We start from the raw sequence: 15,703 nt of genomic DNA, 5'->3' as shown, positions 1-15,703 counted from the left end.
GGGATATGAGGCCCTCATGCGGACGGCCTGGCCATCCGCATGAGGGTGCAGCTTTACTCGGGCGCCTTGGCACGCGCTTCGGCCAGCGCTTTCTTGCGCGCCGCGTCGATGGCGGCCCGGTACTCCTGCTCAAAGCTGTCGGCCATGGCCCACTCCGCCCCCTGGCGCACGAAGCTGAAGTCGGCCTCGAACACGCTCGACGATCCGGCGCCGATCGCTGCGAGGATGGCATCCTTGCGCTCGACCAGCAGGCGGCAACTGTAGGCGCCGCCGGGCGTGATTTCGCGGCATGGCGCCAGCGGCTCGATTTCGGGAATGTCGCGCGTGCGCTCCGGCGCGCTCTCGCTGGTGCGGCTGGCCCTGCGCGGGCTGCCGGCCACACTTTCCATCAGTTTAGCCATGCGCTCTTCGCCGGCATCGGCCTTGAACTTGTCGGCGGCGGCGCGGAAGGCCTTGTCGATATTGGCGCGCCCCACCGGCGCACCCTTGCTGTCGGCCCTGGCCGGGCCGGCGCCCTTGCCGAAGCGCGCCTGCACGATCTCCGGATCGGCGCCGGTGACGGTGTAGCCGCCTTCCTTGTCGCGCGCCACCGTAAAGGCGTACGGCCGCTCGATCGGCCCCATGGTCAGGGTGCCGATGCAGCCGCGCACCCGGCCGACCTCGTCGAAACCGACTTCGCGGATGCCGGCGACCGAGGCGCGTGGCGCGCGTTCGCCGCCGGGGCGCAGGTAAGCGTTGACGCCTTCGTCCACGTTCAGGCGGAACATGATCGAGGCGACCGTGGAGGTGACCTCGCGGTCGGTGCAATCCGGAATCGGGACCGGCCGCACCAGCGACCAGACAATGTAGCCGACGAAGGCCAGCGCGGCGCCGATCCACAGCCACAAGGGGCCGGGGAAAATGCCGCGGATGACGGTGCTGCGCGCGGCGGAGGAGATTTTGCCGAACATCTCTTGCACTTCGGCCAGGATGGCGGCGCGTCCGGGGCTGCCGCCGGTAACCGCGCGGATCTCGTCGAGCCGTTCGTGGGTGATCAGCTGGGCATACACCATCCAGACAAAGGCCGCCGCCGCCGAGGCCAGCATCTCGTCGCCCGGCAGCGCCTCCAAGGCACGGGTGCGCTCCTCGTCGGTGAGGATGTTTTCGGCGACCAGGGTGTCGAACCAGTCGCGGTTCAAGCCTTCGCGCACGCCGTGAATCTTCAACAAGGCGATGTCGATCGCGCGCAGGTGCTGTTCACGGTCTTCGCCGCTGTAGGTGCTCAGGAAGCGCTGGTATTTTTGCTCGAGGTCGTCTTCCTCGAGAATGTCGCGCAAGACCAGCCACACCAGATGGTCGGCCAGCAGCGGATAGTCGGCCAGTTCGCCCACCTGAGGATGGTCCAGCGCGCGCTGCACCTGGTTGCGCGTGATCAGGCCGATCTGCTGGAGGACGGAAAAGTGACTTGCGCTGGATTGATCGGACATGGAAAGCTCGGCTGGTTCGTGATTGCCGATTTTACAATATTAGTTTTTACTCAGGGGAATTATTTTTTTCTCAACCATACCGGGTGTTGCGTCGGCACGTACGCATCATCCTCCACTAGCTTGGAGCCGGTAGTGCTCGATCGCCGCCACCAGCGAGGCCAGTCCGACCCCGTAGCCGATGGTGGGGTGGTAATAATCAGCGTCCATCAAGTTGCGGCAAAACGCGACCTGGCGCATGAAGGCCTTGTGTTTGCCGGGCGGCACGGCGATCGTGTCGGGCGAGTCCAGCCACAGGAAGATTGCCGGATTGCCGCCGTACTCCCCGCCTTCCACCGCGCTGATGCGCTCCCACGGCAAAACGATCGGCAAACCACGGCCTGCCAACGCCAAACCGTCGGCGCGCAAGGTGATCTGCCCGACAGGCACGAGGCGCGCCAGCACCGCCGCCAGCATGCCCACGCCACCGGCCACCAGCAACCACGCGCCGCCCCGAATGATCGGCGTGAGCGTTGTCATGGTGATCAGGGGCATGGCGCCGATTGCCAGCATGCCGATCGCCACGGTCATGGCCTTGCCGCGGGACGGGCGCAGCGGCACGCCGAACGGCACCTTGGTGATGTCGGCCACTTCCATGGCGGTGCGGTAGAGCCGGATCAGGCGCCATACCGACGTCGCGGCTGCCAGGGAACAAACCAGGAGGATACCGAGGGACTGGCCACGCGCCGCTTCGCTGGTCTGCGCCAGCGTGTTCGACAGCGCTGCAATGGCAAGCGCCACGCAGATAATCGTGCTGGACCAAATGATGAAACCGGGTTTGGAATGCATGGGTCCCGCTGGATTTTCAATGGATGACAAGGTGATCGATGGACGCTTGCGCTTCAATCAAGGGCGCGCCTTGAGGATGTGACGCGCGATGCCGCGCAGGATGTTCACTTCCTCGGTCTCGAGCTGGGTGCGCGCAAACAGGCGTTTCAGGCGCGGCATGAGCTTTTTGGGATTGTCGGCATCGAGAAAATCGATCGCCACCAGCGCCTGTTCCAGGTGCGCATACATGCCTTCGACCTGGTCCAGGCTGGCGGAGTCGCCGTGAAAGCCGATCGCGCTCGGCGCCGGCACTTCCGTGTCGCCGGCCACCCGGCATTCGTAGGCCAGCACCTGGGCCGCCTGGGCCAGGTTGAGCGAGGAATAATCGGGATTGGCGGGAATATTGATCAGCACATTGCACTGCTCGACGATCTGGTTCGGCAATCCAAAGCGCTCGTTGCCGAAAATGAGCGCGGCCGACAAGTCGCCCTGCCCCGCCACATGGCCGGCAAAGGCGCGCGGGGTCCATACCGGCGGCGAGAATTCGCGCAGGCGCGCCGAGACCGCGGCGGCGAAATTGCAGCCGTCCAGGGCCTCGCCGATGCTGCCGACGATGCGCGCGCGCGCCAGCACATCCTGCGCGCCGCTGGCGAAGGCGACCGCTTCCGGGTCCTGCAAGGCATCGGGAAAGCGCGGATTGACCAGCACCAGGTCGGAAAATCCCATGGTTTTGATGGCGCGCGCAGCGGCCCCGATATTGCCGGCGCGGCTGGTCTCGACCAGGACAAATCGGAGGCGTTTGAAAACAGACGTGTTGATTTCGGGCGTGTTCATTTAAAATAGCGCTATCGCGCAGTGGCGGATGAGTAAAAACAGGGCTGACCAGCCCGCGATTTTAACCAGTTCGCCGCCGCACCGCTCTTTAATTCATTCTTGTTCTCTACCGTACGCTGCGCCCAAGGGGGCGCCGTGGGCGTTAGCGTTCTTTTAACGGAAGCTCCACATGCACCCAATGCTCAATACGGCGATCAAAGCAGCTCGCCGCGCCGCCACCGTGATCCAGCGCGCGTCCTTCGACGTCGACCGGATCAGTGTTACTGAAAAACAACACAACGATTTCGTCACCGATGTCGACCAGGCGGCCGAACAGGCGATCATCGAAACCTTGCTCAAAGCCTATCCCGACCATGCGATCCTGGCCGAGGAATCGGGTGCATCCGCCAACCTGAACGACGAGAGTGAATTCGCCTGGATCATCGACCCGATCGATGGCACCACCAATTTCATGCACGGCTATCCCAACTATTGCGTCTCGATCGCGCTGGCCCAGCGCGGCATCGTCACGCAGGCCGTGATCTACGATCCGGTGCGTAACGACCTGTACACCGCCAGCAAAGGCGCCGGCGCCTACCTGAACGACAAGCGTATCCGCGTGACCAAGCACGACCGCCTGGCCAACACCCTGCTGTGCTCCGGCCATGCCGCCGGTCCGCGCGCGCTGGCTGAATACATGAAGATGTACGGCGTCGTCGCCGAGCGTTGCCAGGCCGTGCGCAGCGCCGGTTCGGCCGCGCTGGAACTGGCCAACGTGGCCGCCGGCCGCAGCGACGGCTTCTACGAAAAGGGCCTGAAAGCCTGGGATATCGCCGCCGGCTCGCTCCTGGTGACGGAAGCGGGCGGCATCGTCGGCGAGTTCAACGGCGAGTCCGACTACCTGCACAAGGGCGACATCATCGCCGCCAGCCCGAAGGTCTTCGGCCAGATGGTCACGCTGTTGGCGCCTTTCGCGTAAAATGCCGTACTAAGCTGTCCGGGAGGCCGTGTAAGGCCTCCACTTTCCCTCCGCCAGGCTTAACAAGCCGCACGTGAAATTTCCACAGCGAAACCTATTTCTGTTAAATTTAGCATCGCTGTGTATGCTGCAATGTCGGGTGGCACCGTTTCCAGTGCCTTTGCCACCACGATTTTCTAATATTGATTGCCTGCGACTGGCGCTTTTTGCATGAGCGACGGGCCGATCTCCACCATAAAGTTATCATGTCATTTTCTAAACTCGGCCTGTCCGATGCTATCGTTCGTGCCGTAACCGAACACGGTTACACCGTCCCGACCCCGATCCAGACCCAGGCGATCCCCGCCGTGCTGAACGGCGGCGACCTGCTGGCGGGCGCACAAACCGGCACCGGCAAGACCGCCGGTTTTACCCTGCCGATCCTGAACCGCCTCTCGACCGATACGGTCGGCGCGGCCCAGACCAGCAAGACCTCGACCCGCTCGGTGCGCGCACTGATCCTGACCCCGACCCGCGAACTGGCGGCCCAGGTCGAGGAAAGCGTGCGCGTGTACGGCAAGTACACCAACCTGAACTCGGCCGTGATTTTCGGCGGGGTCGGCATCAATCCGCAGATCAAGCAGCTCAAGCACGGCGTCGACATCCTGGTGGCAACGCCAGGGCGTCTGCTGGACCACATGGAACAGCGCACGGTCGACCTGTCGAAGGTCGAAATCCTGATCCTGGACGAAGCCGACCGCATGCTCGACATGGGCTTCATCCGCGACATCAAAAAAGTGCTGGCCGCCCTGCCGCCGAAGCGCCAGAACCTGCTGTTCTCGGCCACCTTCTCGGAAGAGATCAAGGCCCTGGCCGATGGCTTGCTGAACAAGCCGGCCATGATCGAAGTGGCGCGCCGCAATTCGACGGTCGAAGTCATTTCGCAAAAGATCCACCCGGTCGACCGCGACAAGAAGCATCCGATGCTGTCGCACCTGATCAAGTCGAACAAATGGACCCAGGTGCTGGTGTTTACCCGCACCAAGCACGGCGCCAACAAGCTGGTCGAGCAACTCGGCGCGGACGGCATCGGCGCCATGGCAATCCACGGCAACAAGAGCCAGTCGGCGCGCACCAAGGCGCTCTCCGAATTCAAGGATGGCGCCCTGCAGGTGCTGGTCGCGACCGACATCGCCGCGCGCGGTATCGATATCGACCAGTTGCCGCACGTGGTCAACTACGACCTGCCGAACATTCCTGAAGACTATGTACACCGTATCGGCCGTACCGGCCGCGCCGGCGCCACCGGCGAAGCCGTGTCGCTGGTCTGCGTGGACGAGCACGACATGCTCAAGGATATCGAAAAGCTGATCAAGCAAACCCTGCCGCGCCAGATCATCGCCGGTTTCGAGCCGGACCCGACCGCGCGCGCACAGCCGGTGCAGCTGCGTAGCGGCGCGCCGGGCCATGGCGGCCGTGGCGGCCGTTCCGGCGGCGGGCAAGTGGTCAAGGTCGGCGGCGGCGGTGGCCGTGCTCCGGCCAAGCCGCGCAGCGCCGGTGGTGGTGGCGGCGGCGGCGGTGGTGGTACGGCTGGCGCGCGCGGTCCGCGTCCGGCGGCGCCGCACCGTTCGGGCGGCCGCGGCCGTTAAGTAATCATGTAGTCCGGCGCTCTGGCGCCGGACGCACGCCTTGGCGCGTGGTCATCTGTCAGCCCATCTGCAACGATGCGCTGACAGGTTGCCACGCGCTTTCTTTTTGTGGGGACCTCTCCAGATTTTGTTTGTTTCAGGTTTTACTGGCGCATTCACGACGCCAGCCATCCATTTCCAGACGTTACGAAAGCACACGGTACTGCAGCGCGGCGGCGCGCCTGGCCGCCCCCTTCTTTTCCTCAATCTGAGCCAGCGTCAGCTTCATACCGGTGTCGTCACTCAGATCCTGCATGACATACGTCTCCCCCACCATCGCGATACCTCGATCCAGTAGTGGGACTGCATCAGAGTAGTTTTTGGCGCTGATCAATATAGCTGCCCGACGCAATACTCCTTGACACTGGCATACGCCGGGTCCGTTGCCTGGCCCGTGACTCAACGCGGCTCCTTCTGAAAAATGAGCTCGGCCGGCCGGTCATCTGGCAAGGGGTGGTCCCGCTCGAACCGCGCAATGAGGGTTGCATTAAAAGCATGGTTGAGGCGTGCTATTTTAAAAAGTTCCTCTTTCGGAATATTAACAGCCTGACTATGCGCGCCATGGCTTGCCACCAAGTCGTTCAAGGTCAGCCTGGCATCCGGACGCAGGTAAAATTGGAGCGATCCGTCTTAGCCTCCAGTCACCAGGACAAACAGCAGCCCGGTTTCAAAGTGGATCTGATGGCTTACCGCCGGGTTTTCACAACTAGTCAGGGAGGAAATATGGCTCGACACGATTATTCCGATGAAGATGAGTTTTATGAACAAAATTTTGAAAAAAAAGGCGTGCTTTCGGCATGGATCGGTTTGACACCTCAGACTGAAGAAGATGACGACATCGACATTCTGCAAGACCTGTGCGGCGTGGGTTATTACAGGCTCAGCGACCAGGAAAGCATGTCTTTCGACAATGAAGTGGTTGAGCTATCACGCCTACTGGCCCCGCTGTCTTATTCAACAACATATAGTGACGATGTGATGGCAGCGGCGAAAAAAACAGGCATAGAAAAAGCACGAGAGCTTGTGATTCAATTTGACTTCGCGTATGACCCGGCAGTCGTCACCCGCGCGATAGCGGATGATCCTGTTTTTATCGGTGTTTTTGCTTACTCCGATGAATAGCATCGAGGCAACTTGCTGAAGCGAGAAGGCAAGTTGCAGGATTCCAGGCGAAATTGTCTCTGGTCGGGAAACACGGCGCCACGGATCAGGCGTTCTTTGCTACGTCACTGACTTCATTCCATGTAGTAAATGCCTGCGTGCGGACGTGCCGGTACTGCTCCGCTGTCAAGCGCTTGCGCTGGCGCCGGCGAAGTTCATTGGCATCGCCTGGCCGCAAGTTGACAATGCCTTAAAATCCTATATACTTGCGTACTCAAATATCTATACCGCATCAATAAAGGAGATTGCAATGAATGAACTCAATTCCCACGCCGAACTATGCCTGCGCATGGCGCGCGCCAACGCGGCCCTGCTGCGCCGTTTCGACAACTCGCTGGGCGGACACCACGGCATCAGCTTTTCCGACTTCCAGATCGTCAACCACCTGAGCCGCGCACCGGGCGGACGCCTGCGCCGGGTCGACCTGGCCGAGCGCCTCGGGCTGACCGCCTCCGGCATCACGCGCAGCCTGCTGCCGCTGGAAAAGATCGGGCTGGTCACGCGCGAGGCCGACCCGCGCGACGCCAGGGTCGGCTTTGCCGTCATCACCCCCAGCGGGCAGGAACTGGCGCTTAACGCCAGCGATGTCGTCGACCTGATCAGCCGCGAAGCGCTGCGCCCATTCCCACCGGACCAGCTCGAAGCGATGTCGGCCATCCTGGGCCAGATCGCCGGCATCAACCTGAGCAACAGTTAAGCCATGGACGATCCCAAGCAAGCCAGGGCGGCCCTGCTGCGCGAGCCGAATTTCCTGTGGATGATGGGCGGCGGCATCATCTCGGCCCTGGGCGACCAGTTCACCATGATCGCCCTGCCCTGGCTGGTGCTGGTGAGCACGGGCGATCCGCTCAAGATGGGGCTGGTGATTGCACTGATGAGCGTGCCGCGCGCCATTTTCATCCTGCTCGGCGGCGCCCTGGTCGACCGCTACTCGCCCAAGTCGATGCTCATGATCAGCAAGTACGTGAACACTGTCTTGCTGGGCCTGCTGGCGGTCATGGTGTTCACCGGCCACATGGAATTGATGCTGATCGGCGCGCTGGCGCTGGCGATCGGTTTCGCCTCGGCCTTCAGCATCCCGGCCGGCACCTCGATGCTGCCGAACGTGGTGGCGCCGGCCCAACTGCCGATGGCCAACGGCATCATGATGGGGATTCGCCAGGTCAGCATGCTGGCCGGGCCGCTGCTGGCGGGCCTGTTGCTGGCGCTGTTCGGCGACGGCAGCCGGGGCGGCAACGCGAGCGGCATCGGCGTGGCCTTCGCGCTCGACAGCGCCAGCTTCCTGCTGTCGGCCTGGACCCTGTCGCGCGTGCGCCTGCTGCATGCGGCCCCGAAGGCGGCGCCCGAACCGGTGCTGCGCGCGGTCGGCGCCGGCATCAGGATGGTCTGGAACGACATGGCGCTGCGCACCAGCATGCTGTACTGGGGTTTGTGCGCCTTTGTCGTCGGCGGCGCCATGCAGGTCGCGCTGCCGGTCCTGGCCAGCACGGTGCTGCATGGGGCCTCGGCGCTGGGCCTGATCATGGGCGTGCATGGCGCCGGCAGCCTGGCCGGGATGGCCCTCAGCGGCGTGCTGGGCAAGTTCAGGGTACGCAATTTCGGCACCACGGTGCTGCTGGTCGATGTGCTGGTCGGGCTGCTCCTCATCCCGCTGGGGCTGGTGGTGGCGACCTGGCAGGCGGCCGGACTGCTGCTGCTGATCGGCGTGCTGGGCGGCTTCATGCAGGTGGCGGTGTTCAGCTGGCTCCAGCAACGCGTACCGCGCGCCATGCTGGGGCGGGCGATGAGCATCTTCATGTTCATCTTCATGGGCGTGGCGCCGCTGTCGGCGGCGCTGACCGGCTGGCTGCTGCAATACATGTCTTTGCCACAGCTGTTCGGCGGCGCGGGATTGTTCCTGGTGGGAGCGGCGGCGCTGGCCTGGCTACTCACGCCGATGGGGACGATCGCGGACGGGGCGCCGCCGGTGCGGATGTAACCAAGCGTGGCTGAACGACGAGTTCATTGACCTTGTTGGCGTCAACGACAACCATGGAAACACGCGAATAATCGTGGCGAGGGGGACAAACGTCGCCCTCGCTCAGCGACGCCGGCCGCGAAAGTAGCTGGCCCGATCCGCTGACGCCACCCAAGCACGCGATGCCATGCTCAAGTCCTCATTTCCCTGACTGCCCTTTCCAGATTGGCCCGCATGATCACGCGATGAAACGGCGCAATCGTCGCCAGATAAACGCGTCCCAGTCTGTTATGGCAGTGCACCACCGTCCCCGCGAGCAGCTCGCGGCCATGTGCCGCATCGGCGCGGAACTGGATGGTGACGCGGAAGTCGAGATGGCGGTCATCCGCGCCCAGGATTACCTCCGTCGCACTCTTTGACAGCAGCGGCAGGAAGCCGACCACCGGCCCGCGCGCCGCTCCGGCAAGACCGACAGCGCCAGACGATGCGACGCCGACGGTCGCCATCACCCCATCGCGCACGCGCAGGAGCGCACGAATCCACCACGCCTGGTGCTCTAGCGCGATGCGTGCCAGCACCTCCAGATCATCGCTTGCCTGCGCCGGCAATGCAATGGCAAAGGCGTCCAACAGGTCCGCGTTGGCGTACAGCGGCGCCAGCACGGTGTTGCCGGGCATGGGCACAGCGCGCGCTTTGGTCGAGCTTATGTTGCGGGGGAGGTTCATGGTGGCGTCCAGGTAGGTAGTCGTGAGAGAGCCGCGAATCTGCGCGCAAGCGGACGGCCACGACACGCTGCTGGTGGCGGACAGCGGCCAAGCAGTTACTAAGGTGCTTCGAAACAAGCAAGCCGTTCTTCAAACTCATAATGTAACAGAAATTCGGACAATATTTACTCTTTGGCAATCATGATCCCCAGTTTCTCTTCGGGCCCCGCGACCGCGCCACGCGCCGGCATTTGGATTACGATGAAGCATTGCCACATTCGAAGCGATGCCGATGCCAAAGTTCTGCGCCAATCTCAGCCTGATGTTCACCGAAGTAAGCTTCCTCGACCGTTTCGCCGCCGCGCGCGATAATGGTTTCGCCGGGGTCGAGTTCCTTTTTCCCTACGCCTTCGAGGCCGGCCAGATCGCCGAGCGCCTGGCGCGCTCCGAGGTGCAGCTGGTGCTGCACAACCTGCCGCCGGGGGACTGGAGCGCGGGCGAGCGCGGCCTGGCCTGCGATCCGCGCCGCCTCGGCCAATTCCAGGACGGCGTGGCGCTCGCGCTCGACTACGCCCGCCAACTCGGCGTGCGCCGCCTGCACTGCCTGGCCGGCATCGTGCCGCCCGGCCTCGAGCGCGAACGCGCGCACGAGACTTACATCGCCAACCTGCGTTTCGCCGCCGCCCAGCTGGCCGCGCACGGCATCGACCTGATGATCGAACCGATCAATACCTACGACATGCCGGGCTACTTCCTCACCGGAAGCGCCCAGGCCGCCGCCGTGATCGCCGAATGCGGCGCGCCGAACCTGTTCATGCAGTACGACATCTATCACATGCAGCGCATGGAAGGCGAACTGGCCAACACCATCCGCGCCCACCTGCCCCTGATCGGCCACATGCAGGCCGCCGACAACCCGGGCCGCCACGAACCGGGCAGCGGCGAAATCAATTACCGCTATCTGTTCGCCCTGCTTGATGAACTCGCTTACGACGGCTGGGTCGGCTGCGAATACCATCCGCGCGGCGACACCAGCACCGGCCTGGATTGGCTGAAAGCACTTAGCAAAACCGACCGGCACACCGCCAACAGATGAGCGAGCAGGCGGGCGAAAGGAACGCCGGATGTCTGTCTGCTCGTCGTTCGTGCCGGATGCGCAACCTGCGAAAGCGATGTAGCGAACCCAAGGTATGCGCGACCACCCAACGCCGTCGTCCAAGCCTTTCCCTGTTTGCAGCCGAGTTTGCCACGATCGGTGTGGTTACGGCCCGTATGCTCGCCACCGTCAGGTGCCGGTACGCTAGCGGCGTCAACGCTAGCTCGATCCCGCATGATCTGGTCGTGCTCGCGGCGCCGCCACGGAAGCGTTTCATGGATACGCTGCCGGCTTGCATCCATTCGTGAAGTCGACGCCAGCATGTCATGCCACTAGTGCTTGGGCCATGGCATCACTCCGGCTGAGAACACGGCCTTTATCGTCATGCTCGGACGGAGCCCGTGTACGTCCGCTATCGCCCCAAAGCAGACCTTAACTCGACTATTCCCCAAGTTGCTCGATGAGATCCTCTAGCAGTTCTTCGAACTCATCGATACCGACAGTCTGCTCCTCTTCTGGCACTAAAAACATAGTGATACTGTCAAGGTGGGCAATCAACTCTGGCGAAACTCCCTCATCGAGTTTTCTCTCCGACCATTTTATGTAACCGGGTAGTTGCATGAGTGGCACATCCCTTCCACTGCTCTGCAAATGTTGGACTCGAAGAGCAATTTCTTTGTCTGTAGCCACAGTTCATCCTTATGTATTTGAGGTGATCGCACTATGTTTAGGCCCCGCACCTGGCATGATCGCGGCCGTTTGCGAAAGTCAGCTTCTGGCCGATAGCTGACCGTCGGTATGGCTCAGTGTACGATCTTGTTGCCATCACGGCAAGTAACAGGCCTGGTTAGGCGCTCCAGAGCAAGGTGGCATATTTACGTAATTCATGACAAAATTAACAAGATGATCGACGGCATATTTCGCCAGTGGAAACATTAGCGAGGTTTGACTTTAAACAAACCCGATGCAAATTATCGGCGCAAGAATGGGAACTTCTGGCCAGCCTTCCCGCCGCTGCCTGAAAGGATGTATGAACACCCTTCGCACCCTCTGCACCTCCGCCCTTCTCGCCGCCAGCCTGCTGCTGGGCGGCTGCGCCAGCAACCGGGTCAACCTGGAGGAGGTGCGCGAATTCGCGGACGCCTCGGCCCGGCTGGGCGGCTACGCCGAACTGTCCACGCGCTACCGCGACACCTATCTGCGCGAGCAGCCCTACCTGCCGCCCGCCGCCGAACAGGTCGCGAAGGACAACGACGCCAGGCGGCACGCCGCCTACAACGACTTCGTGACGATCCAGAAAGCCGTGGTGCTGTACATGCAGACCCTGAGCCAGCTGGCGGGCGCGGCGCGCTACGATTTCTCGCCGCAGCTCGACACCTTCGGCGTGGGCATGGCCGGTATGAGCAACACCACGCTCGGCCAGAAACAGGTGGGCGCCTACACCGGCCTGGCGCGCCTGCTGACGCGCGCGTTCACTTCGCGCCTCCAGAAAGAGAGCGTGGAAACCATGGTGCGCGAAGGCGACGCCGACGTGCGCATCCTGCTCGAGGCCATGGCCAGCCTGACCGATATCTACGCGGCGGCCCACGAGAATGAAAAGAAAACCGTGCTCGGCTTTTTTGAAGTGGCCCTGCCGCTGGCCGAGCGGCCCCAGGACCGCCTGCTGTACACACTGGCGCGCGCCCACGTGCAGGCCAAGACCAGCGAATACCGCCTGGTCGACCGCCGCATCGACCTGGCGCGCCAGGGCCTGGCCAAGGTGGCCCAGGGGCACCAGAAGCTGCGCGAGAACCTCGACACGATGTCCTCGTCCGAGATGCGCCACATGCTCTCCGACGTGGTGCGCGACCTGAACCTAATCCGCGCCGGCCTGGCCAGCGACTAAACCGAACCGAGGTGTGCTATGAAGACAGATCAAGACGGACTGGCCAGCGTAGAGGACATCATGGCGCTGGCCGCGCAATTATCAAGCGTGGCCGGGGCCATCCATGAGCGCGCCCTGACCGCCATCCGCGCACCGGCCGACGCGGCACTTGGCGAGGACGAGCGCCAGCGCGCCTTCGCCCTGCTCGACGACGAACTGCTGCTGCGCCAGCACGTGCACGCGCTGTACCTGGACGCGGCGCGCGCCGTGGTCAAGGGCCTGGGCCAGCCGCAGCAGCACGTCCTCGACCTCACCGCCAACGCCGCCGAAAAGATCCGTAAAATCACCGTCATCGCCAACATCACCGGGCTGGTGGCGGCGCTGGTCGGACTGGCAGGCGCGGCCGCCAGCGGCGTGCCCGGCACCGTTTCGCTCGCACTCAAGGGCGTCCGCGACCATATCAAGGCGCTCAAGGCGCAATAAGAGTTGATCATGACCTATCCGCCCGGATAGGCATCGCCGCCGGCGCGCGTGCGCCGGTATTCAGCGCCGCGCGAACGCGCTACACTCATCTCCATGCGCGCGGCCATCCGGGCCGCCGCGCCAACACACCATCCACTTTCCCGGGCATTTGACCATGAACGGACTGGAACCAGGGCAGCTTGCGCTCCTCAAAGCCGTCCTCGAACAGCGGCTGGCCGAACTGGCCCGCCACGACGGGGCCGAGTTGCCGGCCGGCCCGCGCGACCTGGCGGTGCAGGAAGTAGAAACCTCGCCCGCCGACAAAGCCACCGTGCGCCTGCTCAACGACCTGGCGCTGGAGGCGGCCGGCCACCACGTGGCGCAACTGCGCACCATCCGCCAGGCGCTGGCGCGCATCGATGAGGGCAGTTACGGCGAATGCGAAGAATGCGGCAATCCGATCGGCTTTTCGCGCCTGCAGGCGCGTCCGGAAGCGCGCCTCTGCATCGCCTGCCAGACCCGCGCCGAGAAGCGCTGACCAGTACGGCGGCGATCGCGTACTGGAAGCCCTGCTCAGCTCATGTGCTGCCCGCCATTGATGGCGATGTTGGCGCCCGTCACGAAGGCCGCCTCGTCCGACGACAGATAGGCCACCAGGCCCGCCACTTCCTCCGGCTCGCCCAGCCGCCCGACCGGAATCTGCGGCAAGATGCGGCTGCTCATCACCTCCTCGGGCACGGCCATCACCATGTTGGTGCGCAGGTAGCCGGGTGAGACGGTGTTGACGGTGACGTTGTGGCGCGCCATTTCCAGCGCCAGCGCCTTGGTAAAACCATGCATGCCGGCCTTGGCGGCGGCATAGTTGGCCTGGCCAAAAGCGCCCTTCTGCCCGTTCACCGACGAGATATTGATGATCCGCCCCCAGCCCTGCGCGATCATCGGTTCGATCGCCTGCTTGGACAGGTTGAATACGCTGTCGAGATTGGTGCGCATGACCTCGACCCAGTCGTCGTGCTCCATCTTGGCCAGGCTGCGGTCGCGCGTGATGCCGGCGTTATTGACCAGCACGTCCAGGCGCCCCTGTTCGGACAACAGTTTCTGCACCATCCATTCGCTGTCGGCAAAGTCGCCCACATCGACCTTGTAGGCGGTGAAGCGGAAGCCCTCGTCGCGTTGCGCCGCCAGCCAGCCCTCGGGCGAGCTGTTGTGCGGTGAGTAGGTGGCCGCCACGCTAAAGCCAGCCCGGTGCAAGCGCTGGCAAATTGCCGTACCCAAACCTCCCATGCCCCCGGTTACGAGTGCCACTCTTTTGATTTCCATCATGCTTTCCTGTCATCGTGGTGAAGTCCGAACCCAAGTCTAGGGTGGTTACCGTACGCAACATTGAGCAATATCAAAGCTTGGGGAAAGATGGTTTAAGATGATGCATATCACGTTCACCGAGACAGGCATCATCATGGCGTTCCAGACCATCCTCGTCCACGTTGACGACAGCCCCGCAGCGCCGGCGCGCATCGGCGTGGCCATCGCGCTGGCAAAGCAGGGCGGGCATCTGATCGGGATGGCTCCGACCGGCGTCTCGCGCACCCTCCATCCGAGCCTGGCGCCGGGCCAGACCGACCCCACCCTGGCGCTGCACCTGGGCTTTTTGCGCGAACAGGCGCACACGGCGCTGGCGGCGTTTACCGCGCGCTGCGAGGCGGCCGGACTCACATCCTACGAAGCGCGCGTGCTCGACGACGACGCCGCCGGAGGCCTGTGCCTGCATGGACGGGTGGCCGATGTGATCGTGCTCAGCCAGACTGATCCCGGCCAGGGCGGCCCAGGCCTGCTGGCCGACCTGCCCGCCGAGGTGGTGCTGCACGCCGGCACGCCGGTGCTGATGGTGCCGTTTTCAAGCCAGCGCGCCAGCGTCGGCCAGCGCGTGCTGGTTTCGTGGGACGCCAGCCGCGAGGCCGCGGTCGCGCTGCAACTGGCGCTGCCGCTGCTGCGCCACGCATCCAGCGTCGACCTGGCCGTGTTCGATACCGGCTCCGGCAGCCACACCGTGGCCGAAGCGCAGGCGGCCGATCCGCGCCCGTGGCTGGCGCGGCACGGGGTACGCGCCAGTTTCGCCATGCATCCGCTGGCGCACAAGCGCCAGCACGTGGGCGAGGCCCTGCTGGCGCTGGCTGCGCAGAAAAATGCCGACCTGCTGGTGATGGGCGCCTACGGCCACTCGCGCGTGCGCGAAACCATCCTCGGCGGGGTCACGCGCACCCTGCTCGAATCAATGACTGTGCCGGTGCTGATGGCGCACTGATTCCAGGCTTCAATGCCAGTCGAGCTCGCGGATGCGCGAGACCTGGCGGCGCGCCATCAAGGCCCACAGCTGCTGGGCCAGGGGCAGGTCGGCGCGCATGCGGCGCGGCGGCGCCAGCGCCAGTTCGCAGTCGCGGTCGGACCATTCTTCGAAGCGGATCTGGCCGCCGCTGCTCACCTCGATCACATACATGAGGCCGTCGTCGTAGCCGAAGCGCAGCGCAGCGCTGGCCGGTTCGGGCGCGGCGCCGGGCGCTCTCTTGGCCTTGCCTTTGCCCTTGTCTTGGTACAGCGGCGCGTACAGTTCGGCGAGGACCGCCGCCAGCTGCGCCTCGGTGGGCGCGGCGATGTCGCGTCCGTCCATGCTCGTCAGGGTGAGCCAGGCTTGGGTCATGGTCGCGTCCTCCCGGAGGCACGCAGTCACCGGCG

Annotated in this window: 18 protein-coding genes and 1 pseudogene; 10 read left to right on the top strand and 9 right to left on the bottom strand. The window is 63.8% G+C overall.

Annotated elements, in window-relative coordinates; translation table 11 throughout:
• Positions 1 to 53: 53 nt before the first annotated feature.
• The 3 genes from F1609_RS18170 to F1609_RS18160 all read right to left on the bottom strand — a co-directional run bounded on the left by F1609_RS18170 (position 54) and on the right by F1609_RS18160 (position 3,104).
• Entirely contained in the window at positions 54 to 1,466 is a 1,413-nt protein-coding gene (locus F1609_RS18170) for a hypothetical protein (protein WP_167077804.1), read from the bottom strand.
• Between the two features lie 105 nt (positions 1,467 to 1,571).
• On the bottom strand, positions 1,572 to 2,291 hold the full coding sequence (locus tag F1609_RS18165; protein ID WP_167077803.1) for a hypothetical protein: 720 nt from the start codon (positions 2,289 to 2,291) through the stop codon (positions 1,572 to 1,574).
• Between the two features lie 57 nt (positions 2,292 to 2,348).
• Positions 2,349 to 3,104: an RNA methyltransferase gene (locus F1609_RS18160; RefSeq protein ID WP_167077802.1), complete on the bottom strand. Its 756-nt coding sequence runs from the start codon at positions 3,102 to 3,104 to the stop codon at positions 2,349 to 2,351.
• A gap of 178 nt (positions 3,105 to 3,282) precedes the next feature.
• Between F1609_RS18160 and F1609_RS18155 the strand changes: the two genes are divergently transcribed.
• Together F1609_RS18155 and F1609_RS18150 are read left to right on the top strand one after the other, a co-directional pair.
• A complete protein-coding gene (locus tag F1609_RS18155) occupies positions 3,283 to 4,062 on the top strand; it encodes an inositol monophosphatase family protein (RefSeq protein ID WP_167077887.1) in 780 nt (259 codons plus the stop codon).
• A 245-nt stretch (positions 4,063 to 4,307) separates the two neighbouring features.
• On the top strand, positions 4,308 to 5,690 hold the full coding sequence (locus tag F1609_RS18150) for a DEAD/DEAH box helicase (protein ID WP_167077801.1): 1,383 nt from the start codon (positions 4,308 to 4,310) through the stop codon (positions 5,688 to 5,690).
• A gap of 184 nt (positions 5,691 to 5,874) precedes the next feature.
• Here the strand turns inward: F1609_RS18150 and F1609_RS18145 are convergent, their stop codons facing one another.
• Entirely contained in the window at positions 5,875 to 6,063 is a 189-nt protein-coding gene (locus tag F1609_RS18145) for a hypothetical protein (protein WP_167077800.1), read from the bottom strand.
• Positions 6,064 to 6,182: 119 nt separating this feature from the next.
• Here F1609_RS18145 and F1609_RS34225 point away from each other — a divergent pair, with 119 nt between their 5' ends.
• From F1609_RS34225 to F1609_RS18130, 3 genes are all read left to right on the top strand, one after another.
• Positions 6,183 to 6,851: a hypothetical protein gene (locus tag F1609_RS34225; protein WP_196785455.1), complete on the top strand. Its 669-nt coding sequence runs from the start codon at positions 6,183 to 6,185 to the stop codon at positions 6,849 to 6,851.
• Positions 6,852 to 7,140: 289 nt separating this feature from the next.
• Positions 7,141 to 7,587, top strand: coding sequence for a MarR family winged helix-turn-helix transcriptional regulator (locus F1609_RS18135; protein ID WP_167077799.1), 447 nt, complete (start codon positions 7,141 to 7,143; stop codon positions 7,585 to 7,587).
• Between the two features lie 3 nt (positions 7,588 to 7,590).
• Positions 7,591 to 8,868, top strand: coding sequence for an MFS transporter (locus tag F1609_RS18130; RefSeq protein ID WP_167077798.1), 1,278 nt, complete (start codon positions 7,591 to 7,593; stop codon positions 8,866 to 8,868).
• Positions 8,869 to 9,038: 170 nt separating this feature from the next.
• Here F1609_RS18130 and F1609_RS18125 read toward each other — a convergent pair whose 3' ends face one another.
• On the bottom strand, positions 9,039 to 9,572 hold the full coding sequence (locus F1609_RS18125) for a DUF2867 domain-containing protein (RefSeq protein ID WP_167077797.1): 534 nt from the start codon (positions 9,570 to 9,572) through the stop codon (positions 9,039 to 9,041).
• A 271-nt stretch (positions 9,573 to 9,843) separates the two neighbouring features.
• Here F1609_RS18125 and hyi point away from each other — a divergent pair, with 271 nt between their 5' ends.
• On the top strand, positions 9,844 to 10,647 hold the full coding sequence (gene hyi, locus F1609_RS18120; RefSeq protein ID WP_167077796.1) for a hydroxypyruvate isomerase: 804 nt from the start codon (positions 9,844 to 9,846) through the stop codon (positions 10,645 to 10,647).
• Here hyi and F1609_RS35375 read toward each other — a convergent pair.
• A pseudogene (locus F1609_RS35375) lies at positions 10,613 to 10,981 on the bottom strand (hypothetical protein); the annotation flags it as partial. The gene hyi and the pseudogene F1609_RS35375 overlap by 35 nt on opposite strands.
• A 107-nt stretch (positions 10,982 to 11,088) precedes the next feature.
• Positions 11,089 to 11,337 (bottom strand): hypothetical protein, encoded by a 249-nt coding sequence (locus F1609_RS18115; RefSeq protein ID WP_167077795.1) that lies wholly within the window; start codon positions 11,335 to 11,337, stop codon positions 11,089 to 11,091.
• 340 nt (positions 11,338 to 11,677) lie between these two features.
• Between F1609_RS18115 and F1609_RS18110 the strand changes: the two genes are divergently transcribed.
• From F1609_RS18110 to F1609_RS18100, 3 genes are all read left to right on the top strand, one after another.
• On the top strand, positions 11,678 to 12,532 hold the full coding sequence (locus tag F1609_RS18110) for a hypothetical protein (protein WP_167077794.1): 855 nt from the start codon (positions 11,678 to 11,680) through the stop codon (positions 12,530 to 12,532).
• A gap of 18 nt (positions 12,533 to 12,550) precedes the next feature.
• Complete coding sequence (locus F1609_RS18105) at positions 12,551 to 12,994, top strand: hypothetical protein (RefSeq protein ID WP_167077793.1); 444 nt, start codon at positions 12,551 to 12,553, stop codon at positions 12,992 to 12,994.
• A gap of 154 nt (positions 12,995 to 13,148) precedes the next feature.
• A complete protein-coding gene (locus tag F1609_RS18100; RefSeq protein ID WP_167077792.1) occupies positions 13,149 to 13,511 on the top strand; it encodes a TraR/DksA family transcriptional regulator in 363 nt (120 codons plus the stop codon).
• Positions 13,512 to 13,546: 35 nt separating this feature from the next.
• Here F1609_RS18100 and phbB read toward each other — a convergent pair whose 3' ends face one another.
• On the bottom strand, positions 13,547 to 14,293 hold the full coding sequence (gene phbB, locus F1609_RS18095; protein ID WP_187363053.1) for an acetoacetyl-CoA reductase: 747 nt from the start codon (positions 14,291 to 14,293) through the stop codon (positions 13,547 to 13,549).
• 100 nt (positions 14,294 to 14,393) lie between these two features.
• On the opposite strand from phbB, the gene F1609_RS18090 reads away from it, so the two are divergent.
• Positions 14,394 to 15,275 (top strand): universal stress protein, encoded by an 882-nt coding sequence (locus tag F1609_RS18090; RefSeq protein ID WP_229421936.1) that lies wholly within the window; start codon positions 14,394 to 14,396, stop codon positions 15,273 to 15,275.
• Positions 15,276 to 15,284: 9 nt separating this feature from the next.
• Here F1609_RS18090 and F1609_RS18085 read toward each other — a convergent pair whose 3' ends face one another.
• A complete protein-coding gene (locus tag F1609_RS18085; protein WP_167077791.1) occupies positions 15,285 to 15,668 on the bottom strand; it encodes a hypothetical protein in 384 nt (127 codons plus the stop codon).
• Positions 15,669 to 15,703: the final 35 nt, after the last annotated feature.

Origin of the sequence: Massilia aquatica, assembly GCF_011682045.1 — a bacterium.
Lineage (GTDB): Bacteria > Pseudomonadota > Gammaproteobacteria > Burkholderiales > Burkholderiaceae_D > Telluria_A > Telluria_A aquatica.
The sequence above is the reverse complement of the archived record's forward strand: the minus strand, read 5'-3'. Positions and strand labels throughout refer to the sequence as shown.

Excerpts from the sequence above, each read along its gene's own strand:
- F1609_RS18100 (WP_167077792.1), top strand. The coding sequence starts at position 13,149 with ATGAACGGACTGGAACCAGGGCAGCTTGCGCTCCTCAAAGCCGTCCTC.
- F1609_RS18125 (WP_167077797.1), bottom strand. The coding sequence starts at position 9,572 with ATGAACCTCCCCCGCAACATAAGCTCGACCAAAGCGCGCGCTGTGCCC.
- F1609_RS18160 (WP_167077802.1), bottom strand. The coding sequence starts at position 3,104 with ATGAACACGCCCGAAATCAACACGTCTGTTTTCAAACGCCTCCGATTT.
- F1609_RS18170 (WP_167077804.1), bottom strand. The coding sequence starts at position 1,466 with ATGTCCGATCAATCCAGCGCAAGTCACTTTTCCGTCCTCCAGCAGATC.
- F1609_RS18105 (WP_167077793.1), top strand. The coding sequence starts at position 12,551 with ATGAAGACAGATCAAGACGGACTGGCCAGCGTAGAGGACATCATGGCG.
- F1609_RS18130 (WP_167077798.1), top strand. The coding sequence starts at position 7,591 with ATGGACGATCCCAAGCAAGCCAGGGCGGCCCTGCTGCGCGAGCCGAAT.
- F1609_RS18165 (WP_167077803.1), bottom strand. The coding sequence starts at position 2,291 with ATGCATTCCAAACCCGGTTTCATCATTTGGTCCAGCACGATTATCTGC.
- phbB (WP_187363053.1), bottom strand. The coding sequence starts at position 14,293 with ATGGAAATCAAAAGAGTGGCACTCGTAACCGGGGGCATGGGAGGTTTG.
- F1609_RS18135 (WP_167077799.1), top strand. The coding sequence starts at position 7,141 with ATGAATGAACTCAATTCCCACGCCGAACTATGCCTGCGCATGGCGCGC.
- F1609_RS18110 (WP_167077794.1), top strand. The coding sequence starts at position 11,678 with ATGAACACCCTTCGCACCCTCTGCACCTCCGCCCTTCTCGCCGCCAGC.
- F1609_RS18150 (WP_167077801.1), top strand. The coding sequence starts at position 4,308 with ATGTCATTTTCTAAACTCGGCCTGTCCGATGCTATCGTTCGTGCCGTA.
- F1609_RS18090 (WP_229421936.1), top strand. The coding sequence starts at position 14,394 with ATGATGCATATCACGTTCACCGAGACAGGCATCATCATGGCGTTCCAG.
- F1609_RS18085 (WP_167077791.1), bottom strand. The coding sequence starts at position 15,668 with ATGACCCAAGCCTGGCTCACCCTGACGAGCATGGACGGACGCGACATC.
- hyi (WP_167077796.1), top strand. The coding sequence starts at position 9,844 with ATGCCAAAGTTCTGCGCCAATCTCAGCCTGATGTTCACCGAAGTAAGC.
- F1609_RS18155 (WP_167077887.1), top strand. The coding sequence starts at position 3,283 with ATGCTCAATACGGCGATCAAAGCAGCTCGCCGCGCCGCCACCGTGATC.